This is a genomic window from Novosphingobium sp. CECT 9465 (genome assembly GCF_920987055.1).
Taxonomy (GTDB): Bacteria; Pseudomonadota; Alphaproteobacteria; order Sphingomonadales; family Sphingomonadaceae; genus Novosphingobium.
Window position 1 is genome coordinate 1,064,427 of record NZ_CAKLBX010000001.1, and the last position, 25,211, is coordinate 1,089,637.

At 61.1% G+C, this 25,211-nt stretch carries 17 protein-coding genes and 8 pseudogenes; 9 read left to right on the forward strand and 16 right to left on the reverse strand.

Annotated elements, in window-relative coordinates; translation table 11 throughout:
- Positions 1-20: 20 nt before the first annotated feature.
- Positions 21-1,391 carry a hypothetical protein gene (locus tag LUA85_RS05195; RefSeq protein WP_231467537.1) on the reverse strand — a complete coding sequence of 457 codons (1,371 nt, stop codon included), beginning with the start codon at positions 1,389-1,391 and terminating at the stop codon, positions 21-23.
- Positions 1,384-2,919 (reverse strand): hypothetical protein, encoded by a 1,536-nt coding sequence (locus LUA85_RS05200; RefSeq protein WP_231467539.1) that lies wholly within the window; start codon positions 2,917-2,919, stop codon positions 1,384-1,386. Before LUA85_RS05200 ends, LUA85_RS05195 begins: the two co-directional genes overlap by 8 nt.
- 535 nt (positions 2,920-3,454) lie before the next feature.
- On the opposite strand from LUA85_RS05200, the gene LUA85_RS05205 reads away from it, so the two are divergent.
- Positions 3,455-3,733 carry a UvrB/UvrC motif-containing protein gene (locus LUA85_RS05205; RefSeq protein WP_231467541.1) on the forward strand — a complete coding sequence of 93 codons (279 nt, stop codon included), beginning with the start codon at positions 3,455-3,457 and terminating at the stop codon, positions 3,731-3,733.
- Between the two features lie 312 nt (positions 3,734-4,045).
- On the opposite strand, the pseudogene LUA85_RS05210 reads toward LUA85_RS05205, so the two are convergent.
- From LUA85_RS05210 to LUA85_RS05220, 3 genes and pseudogenes are all read right to left on the reverse strand, one after another.
- Positions 4,046-4,594 (reverse strand): annotated as a pseudogene (locus tag LUA85_RS05210) (transposase); the annotation flags it as partial.
- Positions 4,595-4,661: 67 nt separating this feature from the next.
- Positions 4,662-6,191: a group II intron reverse transcriptase/maturase gene (ltrA, locus tag LUA85_RS05215; RefSeq protein ID WP_008828485.1), complete on the reverse strand. Its 1,530-nt coding sequence runs from the start codon at positions 6,189-6,191 to the stop codon at positions 4,662-4,664.
- 637 nt (positions 6,192-6,828) lie between these two features.
- Positions 6,829-7,649: pseudogene (locus LUA85_RS05220) on the reverse strand (helix-turn-helix domain-containing protein); the annotation flags it as partial.
- 100 nt (positions 7,650-7,749) lie between these two features.
- Here LUA85_RS05220 and LUA85_RS05225 point away from each other — a divergent pair.
- A pseudogene (locus LUA85_RS05225) lies at positions 7,750-8,484 on the forward strand (TauD/TfdA dioxygenase family protein); the annotation flags it as partial.
- A 2-nt stretch (positions 8,485-8,486) separates the two neighbouring features.
- On the forward strand, positions 8,487-9,257 hold the full coding sequence (locus LUA85_RS05230; protein ID WP_231467545.1) for an ABC transporter substrate-binding protein: 771 nt from the start codon (positions 8,487-8,489) through the stop codon (positions 9,255-9,257).
- Here LUA85_RS05230 and LUA85_RS05235 read toward each other — a convergent pair.
- From LUA85_RS05235 to LUA85_RS05245, 3 genes and pseudogenes are all read right to left on the reverse strand, one after another.
- Positions 9,202-9,750 (reverse strand): annotated as a pseudogene (locus tag LUA85_RS05235) (transposase); the annotation flags it as partial. The gene LUA85_RS05230 and the pseudogene LUA85_RS05235 overlap by 56 nt on opposite strands.
- Before the next feature lie 67 nt (positions 9,751-9,817).
- Complete coding sequence (ltrA, locus tag LUA85_RS05240; RefSeq protein ID WP_008828485.1) at positions 9,818-11,347, reverse strand: group II intron reverse transcriptase/maturase; 1,530 nt, start codon at positions 11,345-11,347, stop codon at positions 9,818-9,820.
- A 637-nt stretch (positions 11,348-11,984) separates the two neighbouring features.
- Positions 11,985-12,805, reverse strand: a pseudogene (locus LUA85_RS05245) (helix-turn-helix domain-containing protein); the annotation flags it as partial.
- Positions 12,806-13,003: 198 nt separating this feature from the next.
- Here LUA85_RS05245 and LUA85_RS05250 point away from each other — a divergent pair.
- Positions 13,004-13,156 carry an Arm DNA-binding domain-containing protein gene (locus tag LUA85_RS05250; RefSeq protein WP_231471775.1) on the forward strand — a complete coding sequence of 51 codons (153 nt, stop codon included), beginning with the start codon at positions 13,004-13,006 and terminating at the stop codon, positions 13,154-13,156.
- Here the strand turns inward: LUA85_RS05250 and LUA85_RS21675 are convergent.
- On the reverse strand, positions 13,107-13,451 hold the full coding sequence (locus tag LUA85_RS21675; RefSeq protein WP_371823649.1) for a hypothetical protein: 345 nt from the start codon (positions 13,449-13,451) through the stop codon (positions 13,107-13,109). The two genes, LUA85_RS05250 and LUA85_RS21675, sit on opposite strands and share 50 nt — an antisense overlap.
- A 21-nt stretch (positions 13,452-13,472) precedes the next feature.
- Between LUA85_RS21675 and LUA85_RS05255 the strand changes: the two genes are divergently transcribed.
- Positions 13,473-14,465 (forward strand): IS481 family transposase, encoded by a 993-nt coding sequence (locus LUA85_RS05255; protein ID WP_231467547.1) that lies wholly within the window; start codon positions 13,473-13,475, stop codon positions 14,463-14,465.
- A 1-nt stretch (position 14,466) separates the two neighbouring features.
- On the opposite strand, the gene LUA85_RS05260 is transcribed toward LUA85_RS05255, so the two are convergent.
- Entirely contained in the window at positions 14,467-14,868 is a 402-nt protein-coding gene (locus tag LUA85_RS05260) for a YqaA family protein (RefSeq protein ID WP_231467549.1), read from the reverse strand.
- 71 nt (positions 14,869-14,939) lie between these two features.
- On the opposite strand from LUA85_RS05260, the gene LUA85_RS05265 reads away from it, so the two are divergent.
- Positions 14,940-15,284 (forward strand): DNA adenine methylase, encoded by a 345-nt coding sequence (locus LUA85_RS05265; RefSeq protein ID WP_231467551.1) that lies wholly within the window; start codon positions 14,940-14,942, stop codon positions 15,282-15,284.
- A 454-nt stretch (positions 15,285-15,738) separates the two neighbouring features.
- On the opposite strand, the gene LUA85_RS05270 is transcribed toward LUA85_RS05265, so the two are convergent.
- From LUA85_RS05270 to LUA85_RS05290, 5 genes and pseudogenes are all read right to left on the reverse strand, one after another.
- Complete coding sequence (locus LUA85_RS05270) at positions 15,739-16,014, reverse strand: hypothetical protein (RefSeq protein ID WP_231467553.1); 276 nt, start codon at positions 16,012-16,014, stop codon at positions 15,739-15,741.
- A gap of 37 nt (positions 16,015-16,051) precedes the next feature.
- Positions 16,052-16,406 (reverse strand): annotated as a pseudogene (locus LUA85_RS05275) (ParB/RepB/Spo0J family partition protein); the annotation flags it as partial.
- A gap of 342 nt (positions 16,407-16,748) precedes the next feature.
- Complete coding sequence (locus LUA85_RS05280; RefSeq protein WP_231467557.1) at positions 16,749-19,985, reverse strand: error-prone DNA polymerase; 3,237 nt, start codon at positions 19,983-19,985, stop codon at positions 16,749-16,751.
- Positions 19,982-21,556, reverse strand: a complete 1,575-nt coding sequence (locus LUA85_RS05285) for a DNA polymerase Y family protein (protein ID WP_256448223.1) — start codon at positions 21,554-21,556, stop codon at positions 19,982-19,984. The genes LUA85_RS05280 and LUA85_RS05285 overlap by 4 nt, the downstream gene beginning before the upstream one ends.
- Positions 21,450-22,211 carry an ImuA family protein gene (locus tag LUA85_RS05290; protein WP_231467559.1) on the reverse strand — a complete coding sequence of 254 codons (762 nt, stop codon included), beginning with the start codon at positions 22,209-22,211 and terminating at the stop codon, positions 21,450-21,452. Before LUA85_RS05290 ends, LUA85_RS05285 begins: the two co-directional genes overlap by 107 nt.
- 91 nt (positions 22,212-22,302) lie before the next feature.
- On the opposite strand from LUA85_RS05290, the pseudogene LUA85_RS05295 reads away from it, so the two are divergent.
- A pseudogene (locus LUA85_RS05295) lies at positions 22,303-22,725 on the forward strand (integrase); the annotation flags it as partial.
- Between the two features lie 55 nt (positions 22,726-22,780).
- Here the strand turns inward: LUA85_RS05295 and LUA85_RS05300 are convergent.
- Positions 22,781-22,901 (reverse strand): annotated as a pseudogene (locus LUA85_RS05300) (Ohr subfamily peroxiredoxin); the annotation flags it as partial.
- A 91-nt stretch (positions 22,902-22,992) separates the two neighbouring features.
- Here LUA85_RS05300 and LUA85_RS05305 point away from each other — a divergent pair.
- Together LUA85_RS05305 and LUA85_RS05310 are read left to right on the forward strand one after the other, a co-directional pair.
- Positions 22,993-23,547 (forward strand): TetR/AcrR family transcriptional regulator, encoded by a 555-nt coding sequence (locus LUA85_RS05305; protein ID WP_231467574.1) that lies wholly within the window; start codon positions 22,993-22,995, stop codon positions 23,545-23,547.
- Positions 23,526-25,211 carry an MFS transporter gene (locus LUA85_RS05310; RefSeq protein WP_231467576.1) on the forward strand — a complete coding sequence of 562 codons (1,686 nt, stop codon included), beginning with the start codon at positions 23,526-23,528 and terminating at the stop codon, positions 25,209-25,211. The genes LUA85_RS05305 and LUA85_RS05310 overlap by 22 nt, the downstream gene beginning before the upstream one ends.

Sequence of the window (25,211 nt, forward strand, 5' to 3'; positions counted from 1 at the left end):
GCGGGTGATGACGGCCGAGATTACTTTTCACGAAGTCTGTTCAGATCATCTACGCTAGAGTTTTCAGATAGCCAATGACACGAAGAAATAAGCAACCATCGACCAATTACCTCTGCGCTTACCCGGACTTGCGTCCAGTCGTGAGCGAAATCAGCGCTTGCCCCGTGAATAAGCTTGCTACGCCCGTCGTTGTAAATTTGTGCAATCACCTTCTTGGTTTTGCGGCCATCCTTCATTAGTGGGTCGTCCGGCTTCGGGCCAAGACGCGCGCTAATAAGGGAAAGGATACCGGGCACCTCCTTTCCGCCTGTCAACGCGTCCATGCTGGCAGCGAACTTCGTGGTAGCAATCTGATCCAGCGATTCACGACAGGCCTCGTGATACCAGCACAGGCTTAGGAACAACGCGTTCATAACCTTCGGGCGCTCCGTCGACCGATTGGGCTGCAGGTAGCCATAAAGTGCTTCCCCGATCTGCTCGAAGAGCCACCGATAAGAACGCAGGTTTTCTAGCAGCTCGGGTTCCGAATAGCGACCGACAGGCAATTCCGCGCGTTCGGAATTCGAGCCGACATTGCTGCCGCTGCCAAACAACACCGTATGACGATGGCTACGCCGCCGGTCATAAAGCAGGTTCATCCACCGCAAGCCTTCCGAGGGTTGATACCAAGTGAGTGAGATGGCGGTCATCGCGAGACGTGCTGCCAGTAGGCCTTTCTCCTGGATGTATTTGCCGGAGAGCCCGTACGTCGCGACGCTGCACACCACTGGGCATTCACCGACTGCGTCAACAATGGACTCTTCTGCAGAGGAATCGAACGAGCGCTTGCGCTTCCGTGGCGGCTTGCCGCTCCAGCGCGCATAAAGGCGGCGCGCCGTCGTCGGCGATAACCTGCCTGCCGCGAGCATGCGTAGCCGCCATGCTTCGCGGGTCTCAAATATCACCGGTCCAACTTGGAGCGGATAAGGCTCATCGCCTTCGATAAGGTGGCATCCCAACGTCAGGTCTATAGGTCGGTTATGCCCGGCGACCTGTTCAACGAGCAGTTCTTCGACGCGTTCGCTCACGACGGGGTGCAACTGCGCATCGTTGTCATCAAGATCGATCTCGGCAAGCGCCAGACCGAAGGACTGTTCCGTAAGCTTGTTCAATTCATCGATCTTGAATCGGGGCTTCAAAGCCGGGTCGTTGTTCCAGCATATCCGTGTGTAGGCATAGACCGCATCCAACAGTGCCTCGGTCACCCGAATGGAGCGACCATCGCCAAGCCACAAGGCGGGCGGAAAGCTGATCCCCTTCACCCGACCGGCTGGCGGTCGCTTCCATGTTTCGGTCTGCGCCTTTCGCAGCTCCGTCAAAATCTCGGTGATAAGTGAGGCCTTGCTAGTCATGCTCGAATGCGCTCCTCATCCAAGGAAGAACGTCAGCGATCCGATCCTTGAACGGATAGCCGCGTTGCCGCTCGCGCGTCGCAGCGTGAGCAACCGAAAGCATGAAGCCCTTCTTCTCGCCGGAGGAGACTTCGCGACAGGCGTCAAGGAAGCTGTCTGCCGTACCATGCTGTAAGACGTACTCGACATCGTCGATCGGGCAGAACGCGATCTCGCGGCGATCGCCTTCGTCGATATTCCCCTCCGCATCTGCCATCGCCATGGCCGTGGCGATCACCTGCTCTGCCTGCCTGCTCGCCATGGTTAGCCAACTGTCGGCCGTCACGATCGCTCCCCGGCAGAACGGGTCGACCTTGATGTCGCCCGTGAGGCCGCGCCGGGCATGCGAGATGAAGCGCCAGATCTGGAACATGCCTTTCGCCAGTTCATCGAAGCCGACAGATGCGGAGGTGACGGGATCGTCAGCGTATCTGGCGTCAAAGCTCATCCTCTTCGACTTGCACTCGATCACTGCGACGATGCCATCCGTTCCAGAGACGAGCACGTCGGGGGTGCGATGCCGCGCTTTCTTCGGCCCGTAGACTTGCTCGCCGATGACCTCGTAGGGGGACATCATGGTTTGGAGATATTCCAGCACGTAGCCCTCGAACCGCGCGCCGATGTCGGTCCAGACAGCGGAGCCGCCCTCCACCACGTCGAGATATAGGCCCGATGTGTATCGGTACATGATGAGTTCTGGCATTGGGGCGCGAAGGCGCTCGTCCTGCTCGCCAAAAGCGATGATCGGAAAGTCTCGCAGAATGCTGGGACGATAGGCGGTGTGCCGATGACCTTTCCGCATTCGCGCCGCAAGATGTCGTGCCTCGACATGGGGTATCGCGAGCTTGCGAAGAGTTGCTTCCCGGACCTCGGGCGAGATGCCGATCTCACTCAGACTCCGCTGTCGGTGGACCCAGGCGTTACCTGCCAGAGCACCCGACATGCATGCGCCGGTCTTCACGAAATCGGAAAGGGAGATGCCGGCGCTCGCTTCGAAATACTCACGCGCCGAACCGGTGCCATAGAGGAGCATGGAGCGGTAAAGGTGCGGTGCGTTCGTGACGCCGCGCTGCCATGGGAACTGACGCTGTGCGATCCGCGCCATCTCGTAGAAGACGTCATGCTTTTCGAGGAACATCCCGTCCTCGGCATTCTCCAGCTTAATAAGGATGCCCTGCAGGGCACGCAGGGTCTGGAACATCTCGGCATTGAGGACGCGCGTGCGCCCGGTGCCAAAGCCTTTGGCCTTCGGAATGGCGAGAAGCTCATTGACCAGCGTCTCCACCGACCAAAGCGGAATATGGTAGGGCGATCCCAGCTCCGCACCTAAAGCCTCTGGCGGAAGATCCTGCATCATCGCCAGAGCATTCTGACTTCCTGACTGCGCGGCAACGAGGGCGGAAATCAGCGAGATGATCGGTTCGTCAAAGCTGTGCGACAGGTATCGCTCCAGCTTCCTGCGATAGACGTCGCGCCCGAGCCTCCCCATCGATCAGGCGAAGGCAACGAGGTGGTCGGAACGATCGATACCAATCGCGCCAGACCACTTCGCCGAGATTGCAGCGAGGCCCTTCACGCGACGGGCACCTCGAATATACTGCGTTCGACGCGCTGACAGACCTCGACCGGTTTCATGAAGCTACCTTATTATCGAGGCCGCACGAAACAATACAAAAACATCTGTCCACTCAGTATTGCCCCGCCAAGTTGACGTATCCATAGCAGAAGGAGAGTCGAACGGGGAGTGCAGTCGGAGCGCCGTGGTGCGTGGCAAACACTGCTTTGCCCGACGGTCTTTCAGAACCTGCCGGTTTCCTTACGGCCAGTCGCCGTCATGGGCTCCATGAACGTAGGGCAAGTTTTGACAGGCCCATCATGCATCGCGGATGACGGCTTTTAAGGCGGCATCTGACAGCATCCTCGCAGCACGATATTGAGCCGTACGACTGCGAATGTTCAAATTAGCAATTCGCTAGCCTGAGCGTCATCGGAACGTCCGTTGGGCCTATAGGTTCAGAACGGTCATGGATGCAGAAATCGCAGACTTGGAACGCCGAATGCTCGCAGCTGCCAAGCGCGAGGACTTTGAGGATGCCCGCCGACTCCGTGATCAGATTAATCTGCTTCGTGGAGGGGCGACCACGGAAGAGGCAGCTCGGGCTGACACATCTGGCTTGTCGCGGCAAATACCCGGAGCAATGGGCATCGGTACCAATAAGGCAAAGCCGGTTGTGCCGCGCGGTTGGAAAACTCCAAAGAAGCCAGATCCGATGACGTCCGGGCGTCGACCGAAACGGCGTTGACGTCGGCTGCCGTTGGCCGAACACTCGGAGCAAGACTGACCAAGATGCGGCAAATGCCACGAGTTTTAGTAGTTACCTGGAGGCCGGCAGATGGTTCCTGAGCTCCGTTCACCAGGCGACAGAGCTTCGACTTCGCGCGATAAATTAGCTCTAACATCCTCTATCAGGGCGGATTCTCGCTGCAAACTGAGTAGCTGCAATCTCTCCGCCTTGTGAACCGGCCTAAAAAGGGGAGGGGTGTCCGTCGTCAGAACATTCGGCACAACTCGCGGCGTAAATTAGCGGAGTGCGGACCTCGTCTGGGGGTTGATGTTAGGCGGCGAGCTTGCGGTGTTGCAAGCGCCGATGTTCGATGGTCTGTCGCTTGATCCTTTCGCGCTGTTTGATGATGGCTGGAGCCCTGCCGAAGTAGGCATCGGCGGGCGTCACGTTGTTCAGGCTCTCGTGGTAACGCTGGTGGTTGTAGTACTCGACGAAGGCCTCGATTTGGGCTTCGAGGTCGCCGGGCAAAAAGTAGTTTTCCAGCAGGATGCGGTTTTTCAGGGTTTGGTGCCAGCGCTCGATCTTGCCCTGGGTTTGCGGGTGCATCGGGGCACCGCGCACGTGGCTCATCTTCCGGGCCTCAATGTATTCAGCCAATTCGCCGGCGATGTAGCTGGGGCCATTATCCGACAACAGCCTGGGCTTGTGCAGCACCGTGGCGCTGTCGCAGCCCGATGCGCCAAGGGCCAGGTCGAGCGTGTCGGTCACATCCTCGGCGCGCATGTTGGTGCACAGTTTCCAGGCGATAATGTAGCGCGAGAAGTCGTCGAGCACGGTCGACAGGTACATCCAGCCCCACCCGATGATCTTGAGTGGAGTAGGAAGCGCATAAGCGCTTCCCCTCCCCGAACCGTACGTGCACCTTTCAGCGCATACGGCTCTCTATTCAACCTTGGTCCAAGGCCATGGCGACATCACGATAGCGGGAGGTGACGGTGTTTCGGAGCTCGTCCCGATAGATGTAGGGATTTCGCTCCGGATTCCGCCACCGGAACTGCATCTTCTGGCTTGTGACCAGTCGTCGCAGCGCCTTGCCGACGGCATTGCCCTGATTGCTTCGACCGTAGACCAGCCACGTCTTCGATTGGCCGGTTTCCGGCATGCGGTACCATTTACGCATCAAAGGCTTGATACGGGACCGGTACTTCTGCGCCAACCAGTGCGCCATTTTCCAGAACACGACGGTGTCGATGCGCCGGAATGTGCGCGCCGTGAAGTCGGTGAACCTGTAGAACGCAGCCCATCCCGCCAGCTGGCGGTTCAGACCGTCGATCATGTCCACCGCGGCAACCTCATGATTGCCGGAGAGAGCCTCGACCAATCGGCGAGCGAAGGTCTTGGCCTTCTCCTTGGGTATCGTTGAGACCACGGACATGCGTCCGCTCGATCCCCGCCTGCGGATAATCCGGTGCCCGAGGAACACGAACCCGTCGTCGACGTGGGTGATATGGCTCTTGTCCATATTCAACGTCAGCTTCAGGTCGTCTTCCAGAAAGGCCCGGCATTCCTCGCGGATGGCCTCGGCATGTGCCTTGGTGCCCTTGACGATGACAACGAAGTCATCGGCGTAACGGCAGTAGGCGACAGCAGGTTTCCATTGCCGGTTCTCGCGAACCGTGATGGGGCGCCCCTGCTGGATGCCGAAGTTCCATGCCCAGCGATCCTTTCGCGCCTTGTCGCTCAGGTATTTCGCCTCCAGCCACGCATCAAACTCATGGAGCATGATGTTGGACAGGAGCGGCGACAGCACGCCGCCTTGCGGTACACCTTCGCTTGAGGCGACGAACAGGCCACGGTCGACGTGGCCCGCCTTCAGGAATCGCCAGAGCAGATCAACAAACCGATCATCCCGGATTCGCCGCCGAACGCAGCGAAGCAGAAGCCGGTGGTGGACCGTATCGAAGTAGCTCGCCAGATCACCTTCGATGATCCAGCGGCCCCGCGCTCCGGCACCACTATCCTGCAACTGTATCTTCACGGTCCGGACAGCGTGATGCACGCTGCGTTCCGGCCTGAAGCCGTAGGAGAGGCGATGGAAGTCGCTTTCCCAGATCGGCTCCATGGCCATCAGCATCGCGCGCTGGACGATGCGGTCTTTCAGGGTCGGGATACCAAGTGGTCGTTTCTTGCCATTGGCTTTCGGGATATAGATTCGCCTGACCGGCTGCGGGTGATAACTCCCCGTCAGCAAGTCCGTTCGCAGACTGGCCAGCTGTTCTGCCAGTACGGCCTGCATCCGTCGCTTGTCCATTCCGTCGATGCCCGGCGTATTGGCGCCACTCGACGCCAGCACGATCCGAGCCGCCTCGGCAAGCCACGCCCGATCGGCAATGAGCCGGAGAAGGCGATCGAACTTGCGGTTCTGGTCGCTCTCGGCCCACGTCGCGAGCTTGTGCTGCATTTCGCTGATTATCAAAGGTCTTCACCTCGTTTGGTCAGGTAGTTTGCACTTCAAGCTGATTGAACTGTCCCCCTTCGCCATGTGACAGGCTTTCCCTGTCGCGGACTACTACGGGGACTCCGCCAGCACGGTGGACATCGGGGCCAACTCCCTTGGCATTCCATCATGCCTTCCCTCGTTCATATGCTGGACTTTCGCGCGCTGGGGAGGCTGCCGGTCGCAGTCCTTGTCCTTGCGTCCCGCAAGTCGATGCCGATGCCATGGCCTGGCTGCATTCTCTCCATGGCTCCATGCGGACGGGCTACATTTCCGGCCACATTCGGATGTCGCCGACATACGTCTCCGGCGCCATCATCAGCATTCCGCCTGTTAAGCCGTGTAGGCGAAGGCGACATTTCAGCCCTCGGATGCGGATTAACCGGTTCGTGTTCCTCAACCTTCCAGCGCTACAGCCTCGGGGACCATCTCGGCGTAACGGCTTCGCCTCAATCCCCTTTACCTGCGGGCTACGTCACCCTGCCAGTTGACGGCAGGTCACCGCCGCTTGGGCTCATGCCCCCTCACAGCAGAGGGCAAGGCATTCGTTCAGTTCCTCCTTTCTCCTTTGCATTCCAGTCATATGCACCCCGGACCATCCGGGACGAGGCGCACAGTAGGTAAAATCAGTCTGCCACATCTCGTTTACCCGCGTGGTCTTGGTGTGGAACTGATCGGCGGCCTTGATCACGACATAGGCCGGGCTGGTGATCAGATCGTGGGCCTTCAACAGACGGTAAACCGTGGCTTCCGACACGAAGTAGCGCCTCTCATCGGTAAAACGCACCGCCAGTTCCCGGGGGCTTAGCTCGGACTGCCCCAGCGCCAGCTCGATGATCTGATCATGGATGTCAGGCGGGATCCGGTTCCACACCCGGCTCGGTGTCGATGGCCGATCCTCCAGCGCCTCCGGGCCGCCTTCGAGGAACCGGTCGTACCAGCGGTAGAAGGTCCGACGGGCAATGCCGAGCTCGTCCAACGTGTGCTTGGCTGGTAGGTGCGATTGCTCGACGATCCGGATGATCTCGAGCTTCTCCGATGCTGGATACCTCATTCGTCGTCGCCCCCATCCGCGATCATACTTTTTTTGAGCAGACGGTTTTCGAGCGTCAGGTCGGCAACGCATTCCTTCAGGGCACGGGCTTCGCGGCGCAGGTCCTGCACCTCGCCGGTGGTTGCGGCACGGGCAGTGTCGCCAGCCAGGCGACGCTTGCCCGCTTCCATGAACTCCTTCGACCAGGTGTAATACAGGCTTTGGGCGATGCCTTCCTTGCGGCACAGCTCGGCAATGCTGTCCTCGCCGCGCAGGCCATCCAGCACGATCCTGATCTTGTCTTCGGCCGAGAAGTGCCGACGGGTCTGCCGCCGGATGCCCTTCACCACCCGCTCGGCAGGGGCCTTCATCGGCGATTTTTTTAAGGAGTGTTGGGGCTTCATCTTCGTTCCTTCGTCACTACGACGAAGCCCCAACACTCCTTAAATCACAACCTCAAATCTGTGCCATTGGTGCTGACGGGGAACAACCGACGCGCAGCGCGAAGCCATCCGCGCCGCGGTCCTCAAATACAAGGTGATCTTCTTTCGGGACCAGCCGCTGACCAGCGAGCAGCATGCGGCGTTCGCCGGGCAATTCGGCCCGCTCTACACGCACCCCACCACAAAGCACGACAGCAAGCTTCCACCCGCTCATGCCATCGCTGCGGCAGACGACCGCGAATACGGCGAACGCTTCAAGGCGGTTCTGGACTCCGGCGATGCTTACCACACCGACACGAGTTGGCGTCTGGTGCCGACATGGGGTGCCGTGCTGCGCGACGTCACGCTCCCCGAGATCGGTGGCGACACGGTCTGGGTTGACGCAAACCTTGCCTACGAGGCGCTGCCCGATGATCTGAAGACGCGCCTCGAAGGCTTGCATGTCACTCACAACTTCCTTGGCGCACTGAAGGCTGCCGGGCACGAATATCCGATCGTTGCGCACCCGATCGTGCGTACCCATCGTGAGACAGGGAAGAAGATCCTGTGGGTTAACTTCTCACAGCAACCGCAGATCCTGAGCCTCGAACTCGCCGAAAGCCGCGCACTGCTCGATGAGATCCTGCGCCAGTACAAGCGCCCTGAATTGCAGGTGCGCTTTTCGTGGCGCAAGAACTCGGTGGCATTCTGGGACAATCGTGCTGCAGTGCATTACGCGGTGCGCAACTACGGCATTTTCCCGCGTGAACTTTCACGCATTCTGATCGCAGATGAGCCGTTGTGGGCGGACCTCTGACCATGCTGTCCAGACGTCACGCCATCCTGACGTCGGGCGCCTTCCTCGCTCTTGCTGCTTGCGGCAAGGGCGGGGGAGGTGCCTCAACCTTGCGCGTAGGCAGTCAGAAGGGCGGCACCAAGGCCGTGCTTCTGGCTTCCGGTGCGCTGGAGGGCGCAGCCTATGCCATCGAATGGTCAGATTTCCCCGCCGCTCAGAACCTGCTCGAAGCTCTGGCCAGCGATGCGGTAGACGTTGGCCTGGTGGGCGATGCGCCATATCAGTTCGCCTATCAAAGCGGCTCGCCCGCACGGGCCGTAGCAGCACTGAAAGCGGAGGCGCGCGAGCCGGGTGCCCTTGCCATCGTCGTTGAAGCGCGATCCCCAGTTCGCACCGTGCGCGACCTTGCAGGCAAGCGTATTGCCACTACGCGCGGGTCAATCGGTCACTTCCTTGTCTTGAGTGCGCTCAATGACGCAGGCTTAGCACCCGATGCCGTGAAGTTGACCTTCCTCAGCCCGAGCGATTCCCGCGCCGCGCTCCAAAGCGGCGCGATAGACGCCTGGTCGACATGGACGCCTTACACAGCCGCGGCTCTTGCTGAAGGCGCGCGCATTGTGGTGGACGGCAGGGCCTATTCCGAAGGCGTGGCATTCGACGTGGCTGTCCGTCGTCAGAACATTCGGCACAACTCGCGGCGTAAATTAGCGGAGTGCGGACCTCGTCTGGGGGTTGATGTTAGGCGGCGAGCTTGCGGTGTTGCAAGCGCCGATGTTCGATGGTCTGTCGCTTGATCCTTTCGCGCTGTTTGATGATGGCTGGAGCCCTGCCGAAGTAGGCATCGGCGGGCGTCACGTTGTTCAGGCTCTCGTGGTAACGCTGGTGGTTGTAGTACTCGACGAAGGCCTCGATTTGGGCTTCGAGGTCGCCGGGCAAAAAGTAGTTTTCCAGCAGGATGCGGTTTTTCAGGGTTTGGTGCCAGCGCTCGATCTTGCCCTGGGTTTGCGGGTGCATCGGGGCACCGCGCACGTGGCTCATCTTCCGGGCCTCAATGTATTCAGCCAATTCGCCGGCGATGTAGCTGGGGCCATTATCCGACAACAGCCTGGGCTTGTGCAGCACCGTGGCGCTGTCGCAGCCCGATGCGCCAAGGGCCAGGTCGAGCGTGTCGGTCACATCCTCGGCGCGCATGTTGGTGCACAGTTTCCAGGCGATAATGTAGCGCGAGAAGTCGTCGAGCACGGTCGACAGGTACATCCAGCCCCACCCGATGATCTTGAGTGGAGTAGGAAGCGCATAAGCGCTTCCCCTCCCCGAACCGTACGTGCACCTTTCAGCGCATACGGCTCTCTATTCAACCTTGGTCCAAGGCCATGGCGACATCACGATAGCGGGAGGTGACGGTGTTTCGGAGCTCGTCCCGATAGATGTAGGGATTTCGCTCCGGATTCCGCCACCGGAACTGCATCTTCTGGCTTGTGACCAGTCGTCGCAGCGCCTTGCCGACGGCATTGCCCTGATTGCTTCGACCGTAGACCAGCCACGTCTTCGATTGGCCGGTTTCCGGCATGCGGTACCATTTACGCATCAAAGGCTTGATACGGGACCGGTACTTCTGCGCCAACCAGTGCGCCATTTTCCAGAACACGACGGTGTCGATGCGCCGGAATGTGCGCGCCGTGAAGTCGGTGAACCTGTAGAACGCAGCCCATCCCGCCAGCTGGCGGTTCAGACCGTCGATCATGTCCACCGCGGCAACCTCATGATTGCCGGAGAGAGCCTCGACCAATCGGCGAGCGAAGGTCTTGGCCTTCTCCTTGGGTATCGTTGAGACCACGGACATGCGTCCGCTCGATCCCCGCCTGCGGATAATCCGGTGCCCGAGGAACACGAACCCGTCGTCGACGTGGGTGATATGGCTCTTGTCCATATTCAACGTCAGCTTCAGGTCGTCTTCCAGAAAGGCCCGGCATTCCTCGCGGATGGCCTCGGCATGTGCCTTGGTGCCCTTGACGATGACAACGAAGTCATCGGCGTAACGGCAGTAGGCGACAGCAGGTTTCCATTGCCGGTTCTCGCGAACCGTGATGGGGCGCCCCTGCTGGATGCCGAAGTTCCATGCCCAGCGATCCTTTCGCGCCTTGTCGCTCAGGTATTTCGCCTCCAGCCACGCATCAAACTCATGGAGCATGATGTTGGACAGGAGCGGCGACAGCACGCCGCCTTGCGGTACACCTTCGCTTGAGGCGACGAACAGGCCACGGTCGACGTGGCCCGCCTTCAGGAATCGCCAGAGCAGATCAACAAACCGATCATCCCGGATTCGCCGCCGAACGCAGCGAAGCAGAAGCCGGTGGTGGACCGTATCGAAGTAGCTCGCCAGATCACCTTCGATGATCCAGCGGCCCCGCGCTCCGGCACCACTATCCTGCAACTGTATCTTCACGGTCCGGACAGCGTGATGCACGCTGCGTTCCGGCCTGAAGCCGTAGGAGAGGCGATGGAAGTCGCTTTCCCAGATCGGCTCCATGGCCATCAGCATCGCGCGCTGGACGATGCGGTCTTTCAGGGTCGGGATACCAAGTGGTCGTTTCTTGCCATTGGCTTTCGGGATATAGATTCGCCTGACCGGCTGCGGGTGATAACTCCCCGTCAGCAAGTCCGTTCGCAGACTGGCCAGCTGTTCTGCCAGTACGGCCTGCATCCGTCGCTTGTCCATTCCGTCGATGCCCGGCGTATTGGCGCCACTCGACGCCAGCACGATCCGAGCCGCCTCGGCAAGCCACGCCCGATCGGCAATGAGCCGGAGAAGGCGATCGAACTTGCGGTTCTGGTCGCTCTCGGCCCACGTCGCGAGCTTGTGCTGCATTTCGCTGATTATCAAAGGTCTTCACCTCGTTTGGTCAGGTAGTTTGCACTTCAAGCTGATTGAACTGTCCCCCTTCGCCATGTGACAGGCTTTCCCTGTCGCGGACTACTACGGGGACTCCGCCAGCACGGTGGACATCGGGGCCAACTCCCTTGGCATTCCATCATGCCTTCCCTCGTTCATATGCTGGACTTTCGCGCGCTGGGGAGGCTGCCGGTCGCAGTCCTTGTCCTTGCGTCCCGCAAGTCGATGCCGATGCCATGGCCTGGCTGCATTCTCTCCATGGCTCCATGCGGACGGGCTACATTTCCGGCCACATTCGGATGTCGCCGACATACGTCTCCGGCGCCATCATCAGCATTCCGCCTGTTAAGCCGTGTAGGCGAAGGCGACATTTCAGCCCTCGGATGCGGATTAACCGGTTCGTGTTCCTCAACCTTCCAGCGCTACAGCCTCGGGGACCATCTCGGCGTAACGGCTTCGCCTCAATCCCCTTTACCTGCGGGCTACGTCACCCTGCCAGTTGACGGCAGGTCACCGCCGCTTGGGCTCATGCCCCCTCACAGCAGAGGGCAAGGCATTCGTTCAGTTCCTCCTTTCTCCTTTGCATTCCAGTCATATGCACCCCGGACCATCCGGGACGAGGCGCACAGTAGGTAAAATCAGTCTGCCACATCTCGTTTACCCGCGTGGTCTTGGTGTGGAACTGATCGGCGGCCTTGATCACGACATAGGCCGGGCTGGTGATCAGATCGTGGGCCTTCAACAGACGGTAAACCGTGGCTTCCGACACGAAGTAGCGCCTCTCATCGGTAAAACGCACCGCCAGTTCCCGGGGGCTTAGCTCGGACTGCCCCAGCGCCAGCTCGATGATCTGATCATGGATGTCAGGCGGGATCCGGTTCCACACCCGGCTCGGTGTCGATGGCCGATCCTCCAGCGCCTCCGGGCCGCCTTCGAGGAACCGGTCGTACCAGCGGTAGAAGGTCCGACGGGCAATGCCGAGCTCGTCCAACGTGTGCTTGGCTGGTAGGTGCGATTGCTCGACGATCCGGATGATCTCGAGCTTCTCCGATGCTGGATACCTCATTCGTCGTCGCCCCCATCCGCGATCATACTTTTTTTGAGCAGACGGTTTTCGAGCGTCAGGTCGGCAACGCATTCCTTCAGGGCACGGGCTTCGCGGCGCAGGTCCTGCACCTCGCCGGTGGTTGCGGCACGGGCAGTGTCGCCAGCCAGGCGACGCTTGCCCGCTTCCATGAACTCCTTCGACCAGGTGTAATACAGGCTTTGGGCGATGCCTTCCTTGCGGCACAGCTCGGCAATGCTGTCCTCGCCGCGCAGGCCATCCAGCACGATCCTGATCTTGTCTTCGGCCGAGAAGTGCCGACGGGTCTGCCGCCGGATGTCCTTCACCACCCGCTCGGCAGGGGCCTTCATCGGCGATTTTTTTAAGGAGTGTTGGGGCTTCATCTTCGTTCCTTCGTCACTACGACGAAGCCCCAACACTCCTTAAATCACAACCTCAAATCTGTGCCATTGGTGCTGACGGGGAACATTTGTGCTATTTTGTTCCCCGTTTGATCTTATGCTTCCGTATGCCTCCAGAGTAAAGTGGGGGCATTTTGGGGGCAGTGAAATCGAGATTTGGGGGCATTTATGCTCAACGACATGACTGTCCGTAACGCCAAGGCGAAAGACCGTGATTACAAGCTCTCGGACTCGGAAGGGCTTCACCTCTTCATAGCGAAGTCCGGGCACAAAAGCTGGCGTTTCAAGTATCGCTTCGCTGGCAAAGAACGCAGACTGGTTTTCGGCTCCTAACGAACTCACTGAGGATGCCCACGACGCTCCGGTTAGCAGTCTTTGCGTACTCAACCTTGTCCATCCGCCAGACTTCCTGAGCGATGAATTCGGGCGGCACTCCGTGCTCTTTCAAGACGAGCGCTAGCTGGCCTGGGTACCGTCGAGCGAGCGTGGCCGCCGGGGCCAGCGGCATGAGCACCGGAAGCAGCGTGCGTTCGGAAACCAGCAAAGCGACTTGCGGCTTCCAGAACAGGACGGTGGCAAACCAGTTGCCTAGATGTTTGGTCCCGGAGTTTGATGGTGCATTATCCATGCAAGAATGGAAGGATGCACTATGGGACAAGTTCTTCACGGGAGCGCCAGCACGACAGCGGCAATCCGTCGAGCAATACAAAATAGTCAAGAGAGCCTGAGGACGCTGGCCAAGCGTCACGGGATCAACCCCAAGACGGTTGCCAAGTGGCGGAGTCGGAATAGCACAACCGATGTGCGGCCCGGCCCCAAGGATGCCCATTCGACGGTGCTGAGCATCGCGGAAGAAGCAATCATCGTCGCTTTCCGCAGGCACACACTGCTGCCGCTCGACGATTGCCTTTATGCCTTGCAGGCGACGATACCGCATTTGACCAGATCGTCGCTGCACCGCTGCTTGCAGCGCCACGACATCTCGCGCCTGCCTGAGGTGGAGGGTGACAAGCCCAAGCGCAGCAAGTTCATCTCTTACCCCATCGGCTACTTCCACATCGATATGGCCGAGGTGCGCACCGAACAGGGCAAGCTCTACATGTTTGTGGCAATCGACCGGACCAGCAAGTTCGCCTTCGTCGAGTTGCACGAGAACTCCAGAACCGCAACGTCGCGCGACTTCCTGCTCCGGCTGATCGAAGCGGTACCGTACAATATCCACACGGTGCTGACCGACAACGGCATCCAGTTCACCACGCCGGGCGCTGGCGGATCAGCCGTCCCGCTGATCAGGGAAGCCATGGCCAACGGTGAGCCTTTCCGGGCGCATGCCTTCGAATACGCCTGCGCCAGGAACGACATCGACCACCGGACAACCAAGCCCAGGCATCCGTGGACCAACGGCCAGGTCGAACGGATGAACCGGACAATCAAGGAAGCAACCGTCAAACGCTTCTACTACGAGACCCACGATCAGTTGCGCGAACACCTCGCCAACTTCGTGGCTGCCTACAACTTCGCCAAGCGGCTCAAGACGCTCAAGGGCCTCACACCCTATGAGTTCATCTGCAAATGCTGGACAAAAGAGCCCCAGCGGTTCACGTCAGATCCGCACCATCAAACTCCGGGATCAAACATCTAGGTCAAGCCAGCCAGCTGAGCGTGGCGGCGGCGAGAAACAGGTAACGCCCGCCCTTGGCGATCACGACCACCGCGAAAAATGGCAGGAAGCGCATTTTTAGTACCCCCGCGATCACGGTCAGGGGATCGCCAATGATCGGCACCCATGACAGCAACAGCACCGCGGGGCCGAAGCGGGCGAACCAAGTCTCCGCGCGGACCATCGATTCCGGCGATACCGGGAACCAGCTTCGGTCCCGATAATGCGAAAAATAGCGCCCCAGCACCCAGTTGACGACCGAGCCCAGCACATTCCCGGCAGTCGCGACTGCCAGCAGCATGGCCGTATCGAAACGCCCAGAGACCATCATCGCCGCCAGCACAAGTTCGGACTGCGCAGGCAGGATCGTCGCCGCGACGAACAATCCGGCATAACCGGCACTTCGGCATCGACTTCAGCAATGGTGCCCGGTTCAACCTGACCAAGATCGTGCCGATGCTGGAAGACGTGCACGAGCGGCTTGCCGGCGTGCTGATCGAGCGGCTGCCCTATGCCGAATGCATCCGCCGCTACGACAGCCGACCGGGCTCGTTGTTCTACTGCGACCCGCCCTACTGGGGATGCACTGATGACTACGGAAAGGACATCTTCTCACCGGCCGATTTCGAGGCTCTGAGAGACCTCTTAGCGGGCCTTCAGGGGCGCTTCATCCTGTCGATCAATGATAAGCCGGAGATCCGTGCGATATTCACGGGATTCGACATTGAAGAGGTTGCACTCAACTACCGGCTGAGTGGAAAGGTGACTCCTGCCCGAGAACTGATAATCACCGGGCCTTAGACAGGAGCCTTACATGAGCAACTATTCAGAGGATTTGGTCGACTACGCCCGTAGCAGCATCGCCAAAGGCGGCTTGAAGGTCGAGATCTTTTCTGAGCCGACAGGTTGGTTGGAGGTCAGCGAGATTTCACCTGCTGGCAGCTTCGGACTCCGTGCCCTTTCTCCTACCGATGACAAGGATCAGCAGCATCCAGCTGCCCGTATCCGAAGTCCGGGCGGTTCGGGTTACAAAGCCGTCCGAAGGGGGAAGGGCATGGACATTTTGATTGCTCTAGATTCTCTTGTCACGCGCTCTAAACGCTCCTGCCGCGCTACATCGGCGACGGGCTTGCCGGTCAGTGCCACAGGGTCTCGAGCCCCCTCCGCTCTCCTTCCAAAAAGGAAGCGGCCCTCCGGCGTGAGCCGAAGGACCGCTTCTCACGGGTCGCGAGTGGCTTTTCCTGTCAGGAGGAGGTCAGGCGGCCACCTCGCGGGGGGTATGAGTTTCGCCGTCGACACCAGGCTCAGCGTCAGCCGAGTCGATCTCGGCTTCGCCCGCCTCCGGCGCAGGGCAAGCGAAGCGCATGACCTCAGGCACCCAGGCCAAGGCCTTTTCGCGGACCTCGACCTCGGTGATGTAGGTGCCGGCGAAGACGCGCTCGGCGCTCATCGCCAGGTCACCCTTCTTGACCGACGCAAAGCGCGAGGAGAGCTCGAGACCGCCGACATCGGTCAGCGCATCGAGGATCACCTGCTTCGACACCCGATCAAAGTAGTTGGCCGCCGTCGGGCGAGCGCCGCAAAGGCCTGGGCTTCGTCGGCCGGGTTCATTGCGAGACGGTGGAAGTTCTCCGCAAGGCTGGTCTCGACCGCGGCTTCAGCGCTGTCCTCGAGAAGGAGACACGTGACTTCATGGTCGCGGGCGAGGATCTTGTCGTCCGCGAGCGCAAGCATTGCGCGGCGACGGCGCTCTCCGGCTTCGACCTCGAACTTGCCCCTCGCGGCAGGCCGGACGATGAGATTCTGAAGCAGCCCATGGGCAGCGATACTGGCCTTTAGTTCGGCATCGGCGACTTGATCGCCGTGACGGCGGACATTGCGGGGAGACTCGACGAGCTTGTTCAGCGGGATCGACTTGATCATGGGACATACTCCTGATTGTGAGCCCGGTGCATCGACTATAGACGCCCATTTGGCTCAATCAGGGCAAAGCCCCCTCCCCTCTCGTGCGTTCGTAGCGGATCTGCGTATATGCGCTGGGAAACAACGGACGACTATGCTTGCGGACGATCCGGTTTGTCTCCTTCGGGCGGTGGATCGGCCCAAGGTGCCTTTGATTCACCCGGCATGGATTGGGTCGCGAATGCCCGTGATTGCGGACAGACCGGAACGGCGGCTTCAGGAAACTGATCGAATTCAAACTGCCCTACATTCATCGAGCTATATCCGGAATTGGCATGTCTTGCAGGGTCGTACAATTCGATGTCAGTGGAAATCCCGTGATTTCGGCAGTACTCTGACATCGCGTGGATGGCCGTGCATGCGGGGCCGCTGGGGGTGATGGATCTCGTCGCCGCGCGAAATGGGGTGCCTGACCTTCTCCTGATCCGTCAGGCGATCAAGAAGGTCGGTGCGATCCGTGATCCGCGCGGCCATCAGGTGGACCACGCCTTCCTTGCTTTTCTGGATATCGCCTTCGATCAGCATCAGGCGGGCGGCCATGACGGCACGGCGCTGTTTTTCCAGATCGCGTGACCAGAGTAGCGCGTTGACCACGCCGGTTTCGTCCTCGATCGTGATGAACACCGCATTGCCCTTGCCGGGGCGCTGGCGGGTCAGGACCACACCTGCGACGCGGACCTTGCGGCCATCGGGCGCTGCGTTGGCATCGGCGCAGGCGAGCACGCCTTTGCGGGTCAGGGCCTCGCGCAGGAATTGCATGGGGTGCCCCTTCAGCGAAAGGTGCGTGGTCTGATAATCCGTCACCACATCTTCTGAGAGCGGCATGGCGGGCAGGTGCGCGGCGGGTTCGTTGCCGAGTTCGGGGGCATTGGCAAACGCGAATAGCGGCAACTGGGTGGGCGGCGTGCGGCGCACGTCCCACAGGGCATCACGGCGCGAGGATGCCAGCGATCCGAAAGCGTCTGCATCGGCAAGTTTGCGCAAAGCCGGAGCGGGTAGTGTAGCGCGGCGGGCGAGGTCTTCGATCGAGGCGAAACTGCCACCCCGGCTGGCCTGCGTCACGTTGTCGGCCCAGCCTTTGCGGAAACCGTCAATCCGGGAAAAGCCAAGCCGCAGCGCAAGCGCACCGCCCTCCGATCCTTCGAGCGTGGAATCCCACTCACTGGCGTTCACGTCTACCCCGCGCACTTCCACGCCGTGTTCTTGAGCATCGCGAACAAGCTGAGCCGGGGCATAGAAGCCCATCGGCTGGCTGTTGAGCAGCGCGCAGGTGAACGCGGCCGGGTGGTGGCATTTGAGCCATGACGAGACATAAGCGAGCCATGCAAAGGCCTGCGCGTGGCTTTCGGGAAAGCCGTATTCGCCGAACCCCCTGATCTGTTGATAGCAGCGTTCGGCAAAATCGCGTTCATAACCGCGCGCCACCATGCCATCCACCAGCAGGTCTTCGTAGTTGTTTACTGTTCCGTGGTTGCGGAAGGTTGCCATCGCGCGCCTGAGGCCATCGGCCTGTGCCGGGGTGAAATTGGCCGCCACGATGGCGAGCTTCATCGCCTGTTCCTGAAACAATGGCACGCCCAGCGTCTTGCCCAGCACCTTGCGCAATTCTTGCGGATCGTGGGGTGGCGCGGGGCTGGGAAAGATCACCGCTTCCTCGCCATTGCGCCGCCGCAGATAGGGATGAACCATGCCGCCCTGGATCGGACCGGGGCGGACGATCGCCACCTGGATGACAAGATCGTAAAGGCAATCAGGCTTCATGCGCGGCAGCATGGCAATCTGCGCGCGGCTTTCGACCTGGAAGGTGCCGATGCTGTCTCCCTGCTTGAGCATCGCGTAAGTAGCCTTGTCATCGCAAGGAACCGAAGCCAGCGTCAGGTCACCCAGTCCGTGCGCGCGCAGCAGGTCGAAGCTCTTGCGGATCGCGGTGAGCATTCCCAGCGCTAGCACATCCACCTTCATCAGGCCCAGCGCGTCGATATCATCCTTGTCCCATTCGATGAAAGTGCGATCGGGCATCGCAGCATTGTGGATCGGCACCAGTTCGTCCAGCCTTCGCTCGGTCAGCACGAAGCCGCCGACGTGCTGCGACAGGTGGCGGGGAAAGGTCAGCACCTGATCGACCAGCGCCTTCAGCCGCGCGATGGTGGGGTTGGTGATATCCAGCCCGGCTTCGGCCACGCGCGCTTCAGGCACGTCATCGCCCCAGTTGCCCCAGATGGTCGAGGCCAGCCGTGCGGTCACATCCTCCGTCAGCCCAAGCGCCTTGCCCACTTCGCGCAGGGCGCTGCGGGGACGATAATGGATGACGGTGCCCGCTATGCCCGCGCGTTCGCGGCCATAGCGGGCGTAGATATACTGCATGATCTCCTCGCGGCGCTCATGCTCGAAATCAACGTCGATGTCGGGCGGCTCGTCACGCTGCTCGGACAGGAAGCGCGAGAACAGCAGCTTTTCGCGCACCGGATCTATGGGGGTGATGCCGAGGAAATAACAGACCAGCGAATTGGCGGCACTGCCCCGGCCCTGGCACAGGATCGGCGGATCGAGGCTGCGGGCATGACGCACGATATCGTGCACGGTAAGGAAGTAAAAAGCGTAGTTCTTCTGGCGGATCAGGGCGAACTCCTGATCCAGCACGGTCCGGTATGCTTCCGGCAGGCCACCAGGAAACCACGCGCGGCCGCCTTCGTGCACCAGATGCTCCAGCCAAGCCTGTGGCACCCAGCCTTCGGGCACCGGCTCGTGCGGATATTCGTAGCGCAAGTCGTCGAGCGTGAAGGCGATGCGTGAAAGGATCTCGGTGCTGGTCGTCAAGGCTTCTGGGTAGTTGCGGAACAAGCGCGCCATTTCTGCGGGCGACTTGAGGTGGCGTTCGGCATTGACGAGCAGGCGGCGCCCCGCCTCGGCAATGGTCACGCCTTCGCGGATGCAGGTAAGCACATCGTGCAGGGGCCGCACATCGCGATGATCGTAAAGCGCATCGCAAGTGGCGAGCAGCGGCACGCCGCAGGCCGCGCCCAGCGCTTGTGCTTCGGCCAGCCGCCGCGCGTCGGCACCGCCGCGCTGCATCGTCACGGCCAGCCACACCGCGCCAGGACGCGTTTGCGCCAATTGCTCCAGCACCGGGCGATCATGGCCCGTGGCGATCAGCAGCAGATCGTCCGAATGGTCGAGCAGATCAGGCAGATGGAGCGTGCAGTCGCCTTTCTCTGCGCGCCGGTTGCCCAGCGTCAGCAGCCGAGTCAGTCGGCCCCAGCCCTGGAGCGTGGCGGGATAGGCGATCACATCGGGCGTTCCGTCGGAAAAGACCAGACGCGCGCCCACTGCCAGCTGGAAGCCGCTGGCAAGTCCGCCGACCTCGCGCCATGCAACATGGGCGCGCACCACCCCGGCCACGGTGTTGCGATCCGCGATGCCGATGCCTGCCATTCCCAAGGCATGAGCGCGCGCAACCATCTGCGCAGGATGAGAGGCGCCGCGCAAAAAGCTGTAATTCGTGGCAGAGACCAGTTCGGCAAAGGGCTGGGGCACGGTCATGCAAACAGACCGTGAAGATACCACTTCGGTCCGTGGCGCGGATCGGATTTCTCCTCATAAAGCCCATGGCGGAATATCCAGTAGCGCCGCCCGCGCACGTCCTCGATCCGGTAATAGTCGCGCGTCAGCCCGCCATTGCCGGGGGCTTCGCCACCTTTGCGCCGCCACCATTCCGACGCGATCCGCTCTGGGCCTTCGTACAGCCGCACCTCGTGCAACTTGCGCCGCCAGCGGAAACGGTGCGGCGGGCCGTCGGGCACTTCGGCAATCACCTCCACCGGCTGCGGCGGATCGAACAGGAACAGGGGGCGTAATGGCGGTTCGCCTTCCGGCGGTGTGGGCCAGTGGGCGGGGGATCGCGCATGAATCGCGGGTAGGGCAAGTTGGGCCTGTTCGGGAATGTGGCTGTCCTGCGGCACCAGCCGGCACAGGCTGGCAGGTCCCAATCGCGTGCTCAACCGGTCGATCAGGTCGGCCAGCGCCGCTGCATCTTTTTCGCTGCCATCGAGCCTGGGCTGGCTTGCGGCAAGCGGCTCGGTCACAGGCAGGAACAGCGTGATGCTGTCATAGCCGAAGCCGGGATCTAGCGGATCGGCCAGCGCGCCGATGCGTTCATCGAACAGGCGCAGCACCGGCGCGGGATCGCGCGTGGGCAGGCCCGTCTCGATGGCGAGGCGGTGGCGCGCGCCGTCACTGCGAAACAGCGTCAGGACAAAACGCCGTCCGCCAAGGCCGCGTTCCTCCAAGGCGCGCGCCGCATCGCGCAACAGGTCGAGGAAACAGGCCGCGATGCTTGCCTGATGGGCAACCGGTTCGGCGAAACGGCGCTCAAAATGCAGTGGTTCGGGTTGCGCCAGCGGGTCAATGGGGGCGTGTTCCTCACCCAGCAGGCGGCGCAGCGCGGTTACTGCATCTGCGCCAAAGCGCGCCGCGATGCTGGCTGCGGCCCGCGACGCGACATCGCCGATGGTCTTCAATCCCGCGCGACGAAGGGCAAGGGTCGCCTCGTCTTCCAGCCCCAGCGCCAGCACTGGCAATCCGCGCAGCGCCTGCCGCTCATCCATGATGGGCAGGCGCGCATGACGCGCCAAAGCCTGCGCGCCTTGCGCGGTAGAGGCCACGGCCATGCGTATGGTCATTCTGATCGCGGCGAAGGCTTCCTCCGCCTGCGCAGCAAGGCCTGCTTCGCCGCCAAACAGGTGTTCGCTTCCTGCAATATCCAGCGTTATGCCATCCGGTGGGGCGACAGTGACGCGCGGAGACCAGCTGATGCAATGTTCGGCCAGCCGCTTTAGCCAATGCCGGTCAGCGTCCTCGTCCATGTCGGCCACGATCAGGCCGGGATGCAGCGCACGCGCATCCGCCAGCGTCATGCCGGTGACGATACCGAGCGCCTGCGCGTTCCCATCAACCGCGCACAGACGCAATGCACCCTTTATCCTGGCGGTCAACGCACGCGGAGCGTCAGGCAACCTGCCGGTCGTCTCCTTCTGTACCCGCAGCCGATCTGTGGGCAGGAAGGGAAACCACAGCGCCAGATAGCGCCGCCTCGCGGAACATACGTCGGTCACGGTCCCACTCCAGCCGCCAGTCGAGGCCACAGGGGCCGGAACGCTGGCGCAGTAAAGTCACATCGAAGGTCGGCCCTCCCGGCGCGTTGCCCGGCAAGGCGCGTGAAGGTGCGGCGGCCACCTGCCAGCGGGTCTGTGCCGCGCTGGGCACAGGGGTTGCGTCATGCCGCAAGAGCAGCAGCGGCACGCCCGATTTCTCTGCAGCCAGCGACAGACGGCGACTGGCGGTCAGGTCCAGTTCGCGCATCGCGCCCCAGCCCTCCAGGATCACCGCCCCCAAAGCTGTGCAGCGCAAGGCATCAACACCAGCGCGCAGCAGAGCCATGACATCGGGCACCACGCCCACCAGCCCATACCCCGGCGCACCGCCAAGTTCGGCCCAGCCATTGGCCTGGACCACCCCACCCAGACGGGCGGCGCGCTGTACGCGCAACCACAGAACTGTCCCTCCCGGATCGGCCATGCCCGTTGCCACGCCCAAGGCAAACCCGGCTGCGCTGGCCGCATCGTCGCCTTCGGCCGCATAGAATTCATGAACACGCCCCCGCGCCAGTCCGCCGCTCAAGGCGGTATCGAGCGAGGCAATGCCGAACGGGCACCGATAAGCCTCCAACGGCTCCGCGCTCTCGCGCATCAGGGATGAGGCGATTCTCATATGTTCACATTATGTTCTTATCATTGAAGATCAAGAGATCGTTTCGACGTTTGCTCTTCGGTCATTCAGACCATAGGAGAAGAACGATGGGATACTCTGGTTTGGACCCGTACACGATCGGCACCCCCGGAATGCAGGACTGAACGTAGGACCAAAGCGGATACTCCCACGGCGGGATATCTAGGCGATCCACTTCTATTTGGATGACCACAAACGGCATCGCGACCGCCCGCTGTTTGACTTGGCGATTGATAGCAAGCTCAGGGGATTTGACCTCGTGAAGCTTCGCATTGGGGATGTCGTAAGTGGTGGCCACATCCGAAATCGCGGAACAGTCATCCAGCAAAAGTCCGGCCGACCAGTCCAGTTTGAAATCGTGGCTGAAACCCGCACCACTTTGCAACGCTGGCTTGAACGCCGGGGCGGAACGCTCAACGACTTCGTGTTTCCAAGCAGGGTCGATTATCTCGGCCATCTCAGCACCAGGCAATACACACGACTGGTCGATGAGTGGGGTCCGGATAGGCAGCTACCTTTTCGGCCTAGTCACGGGGTGACACGAATCACCGATTCTCGAAACAGGCAGCATATCCGGCCGCGAACAGCTGCTCGGGATTGGTCGCGCGCCCTTTGCCACCCAGTTGCTTGGGTAGGGCGAGGACAGAGAATACCGTCCTCGCTCCGTACGATTTTGTCATTGAGTCGGCGCGCCTTGGTGGCGCGATCGGCCTTTTGCGAGAGAGTATTTGACAATCGGACGATTTTGTCCGCTTAGGGGCTGGTGAATATCCGAATAGATGCGCAGCGCCACCGTCAAGCTCTATTGAAAGCCGCGCGAGAGGTATTTCTTTTGCATGGCATTACCGCGCCTCTGGAACTCGTGATCGCGCGGTCGGGCCTTGGCCGCGCCACGTTGTACAGGCATTTCCCGGATCGTGCTGCGCTCGCGCTGGCAGTGGGATCGCAGAGCCTAGATAGCCTCGCCCTGTTGGTGGAGACCGGGGATGGTAGCGCCTCCCTGCAGGACTTGTTCGATTACCTGGTCAGGTCCCACACCGCCAACCCGTTTCTGGCCGACGTCTGGCGGGTCGCTTCATCCCGGGCGGACGAGGTCCGCCAGCTCATCGATCGGTTTCGCGCGCTGTTCGAAGCGCCGATCCACCGGGCGATCGCGGAGGGGACATGCCGCCCCGATCTCAAGCCTTCGGATATGTTCCTGGTCGTGGCCATGCTGGGCACCTCCATCCGCGAGCCGGACAGCGAGGCGCGGCAGCGGATGGTCGAACGGATGAGGGAACTGATTGGGGAGGGCCTATGGCCGCGCCCGCTCTCATGAACGGGCCGTTGGAACCCATTCCCAACTGGACCGACGACGAAAAGCCGTCGATGCCAGGATCGCCTTCGACGCCGAAGCATAGCAGCCCGATCCGTGCGGCGTATATCGCGATCGCGTTTCTGCTGGGCATTACCGGCGGTCTGGGCAACGCCCTCGTCAGCGCCAACCTGCAGAACATACAAGGCTCTCTCGGTCTGACACCGGTGGAGGCAGCGTGGCTTCCGGCCGCCTATTTGATGGTCAACATCTCGACCAGCCTGATCCTGTTCAAGTTCCGCCAGCAATTCGGCCTGCGCCTGTTCGCCGAGATCGGCTTGCCAATGTACGTCGCGGCGACCATCCTGCACTTGTTCGCCGATAGCTATGCGACGGCGTTGCTGGCTCGGGCGGTAAGCGGCTTTGCGGGGGCGACGATCAGCACTCTCGCGATATTTTACACGTTGCAGGCGTTTCCCAAGGCCAGGCTCGGTCAGGGGCTGGTGATAGGATTGGGCATTTCGCAATTGGCGACGCCTTTGGCATGGCTCCTCTCGCCGGCTTTGCTTGATCTGGGCGAATGGCGGACGCTTTACTTTTTTGAGTCGGGGCTGGCGCTTTGCTGTCTGGCCGCCGTGGTTTCGCTCAAGCTGCCGCCCGGTATCCGCATCAAGGTATTCGAAGGACGCGACTTCCTGACCTTTGCCCTGCTTGCGCCTGCTCTTGCACTGATCGTCGCTGTGCTGGCGCAGGGCCGCACGCAATGGTGGACCGCGCAGCCTTGGATGGCGGGTGCCCTGATCGCAGCTGTCGTCCTGCTGGTGGCGGCAGTCCTCGTCGAGCACCACCGCGCCAATCCGTTGATCCAGACGCACTGGCTGGGGACAGCGTCCACGATCCGCTTCGCGATCGGTGCGATGGGAATCCGCTTTCTCCTTTCCGAACAAACTTATGGCGCAACGGGCCTGTTGCGGACGCTGGGCATGGGCCCAGATCAGGTGCAGCCGCTGTATGCTGTCATGTTGATCGGGTTGGTGGTCGGGATCGGCACCAGTGCGCTGACCTTCAACCAAAAGTCGGTGATCCCGCAAATCTTGTCATCCGTGGTGCTGATCGCCATCGGCAGCTTCCTGGACTGGAATGCCACCAGTCTTACCCGCCCGCACGACATGTTCCTCAGCCAGTTCCTGATATCCACTGCCGCTGGGCTTTTCATGGGGCCACTGCTGCTCGTTGGCGTCATGAGCGCGCTGAAGAAAGGACCCAACTATATCGTGAGCTTCGCCGTGCTGTTCGGCGTGAGCCAGTCTATTGGCGGCCTGGCCGGGCCCGCGATCTTCGGCACCTTCCAGCAATTCAGAGAGCATGAATATTCGGCGACGATCAACGCCGGAATTGATCCCACGAACCCGGTCGTGGCTCAGCGTCTGCAGATTCAGGGTCAGGTGTATGGCCGTGTAATCGCGGATCCCGTGCTGCGCCAGACACAGGGGACAGCCCTGCTCGCCCAGACAGCAACACGCGAGGCGAACGTCCGCGCCTATAACGACGTCTTCCTTCTGAACGGTATCCTCACGTTGCTCCTGTTGAGCTGGTCGCTGTTCAACGTCCTTCGTCTCGTCATTCAGGCGAAGACAAATCCCCCCGTCGCCACCGGTCCTGCGAGTGGCGCCGCGGCCCCGATCTGA

Excerpts from the sequence above, each read along its gene's own strand:
- LUA85_RS05255 (WP_231467547.1), top strand. The coding sequence starts at position 13,473 with ATGGGACAAGTTCTTCACGGGAGCGCCAGCACGACAGCGGCAATCCGT.
- LUA85_RS05230 (WP_231467545.1), top strand. The coding sequence starts at position 8,487 with ATGCTGTCCAGACGTCACGCCATCCTGACGTCGGGCGCCTTCCTCGCT.
- LUA85_RS05205 (WP_231467541.1), top strand. The coding sequence starts at position 3,455 with ATGGATGCAGAAATCGCAGACTTGGAACGCCGAATGCTCGCAGCTGCC.
- LUA85_RS05290 (WP_231467559.1), bottom strand. The coding sequence starts at position 22,211 with ATGAGAATCGCCTCATCCCTGATGCGCGAGAGCGCGGAGCCGTTGGAG.
- LUA85_RS05310 (WP_231467576.1), top strand. The coding sequence starts at position 23,526 with ATGGCCGCGCCCGCTCTCATGAACGGGCCGTTGGAACCCATTCCCAAC.
- LUA85_RS05200 (WP_231467539.1), bottom strand. The coding sequence starts at position 2,919 with ATGGGGAGGCTCGGGCGCGACGTCTATCGCAGGAAGCTGGAGCGATAC.
- LUA85_RS05265 (WP_231467551.1), top strand. The coding sequence starts at position 14,940 with ATGCTGGAAGACGTGCACGAGCGGCTTGCCGGCGTGCTGATCGAGCGG.
- LUA85_RS05195 (WP_231467537.1), bottom strand. The coding sequence starts at position 1,391 with ATGACTAGCAAGGCCTCACTTATCACCGAGATTTTGACGGAGCTGCGA.
- LUA85_RS05250 (WP_231471775.1), top strand. The coding sequence starts at position 13,004 with ATGACTGTCCGTAACGCCAAGGCGAAAGACCGTGATTACAAGCTCTCG.
- LUA85_RS05280 (WP_231467557.1), bottom strand. The coding sequence starts at position 19,985 with ATGACCGTGCCCCAGCCCTTTGCCGAACTGGTCTCTGCCACGAATTAC.
- LUA85_RS21675 (WP_371823649.1), bottom strand. The coding sequence starts at position 13,451 with ATGGATAATGCACCATCAAACTCCGGGACCAAACATCTAGGCAACTGG.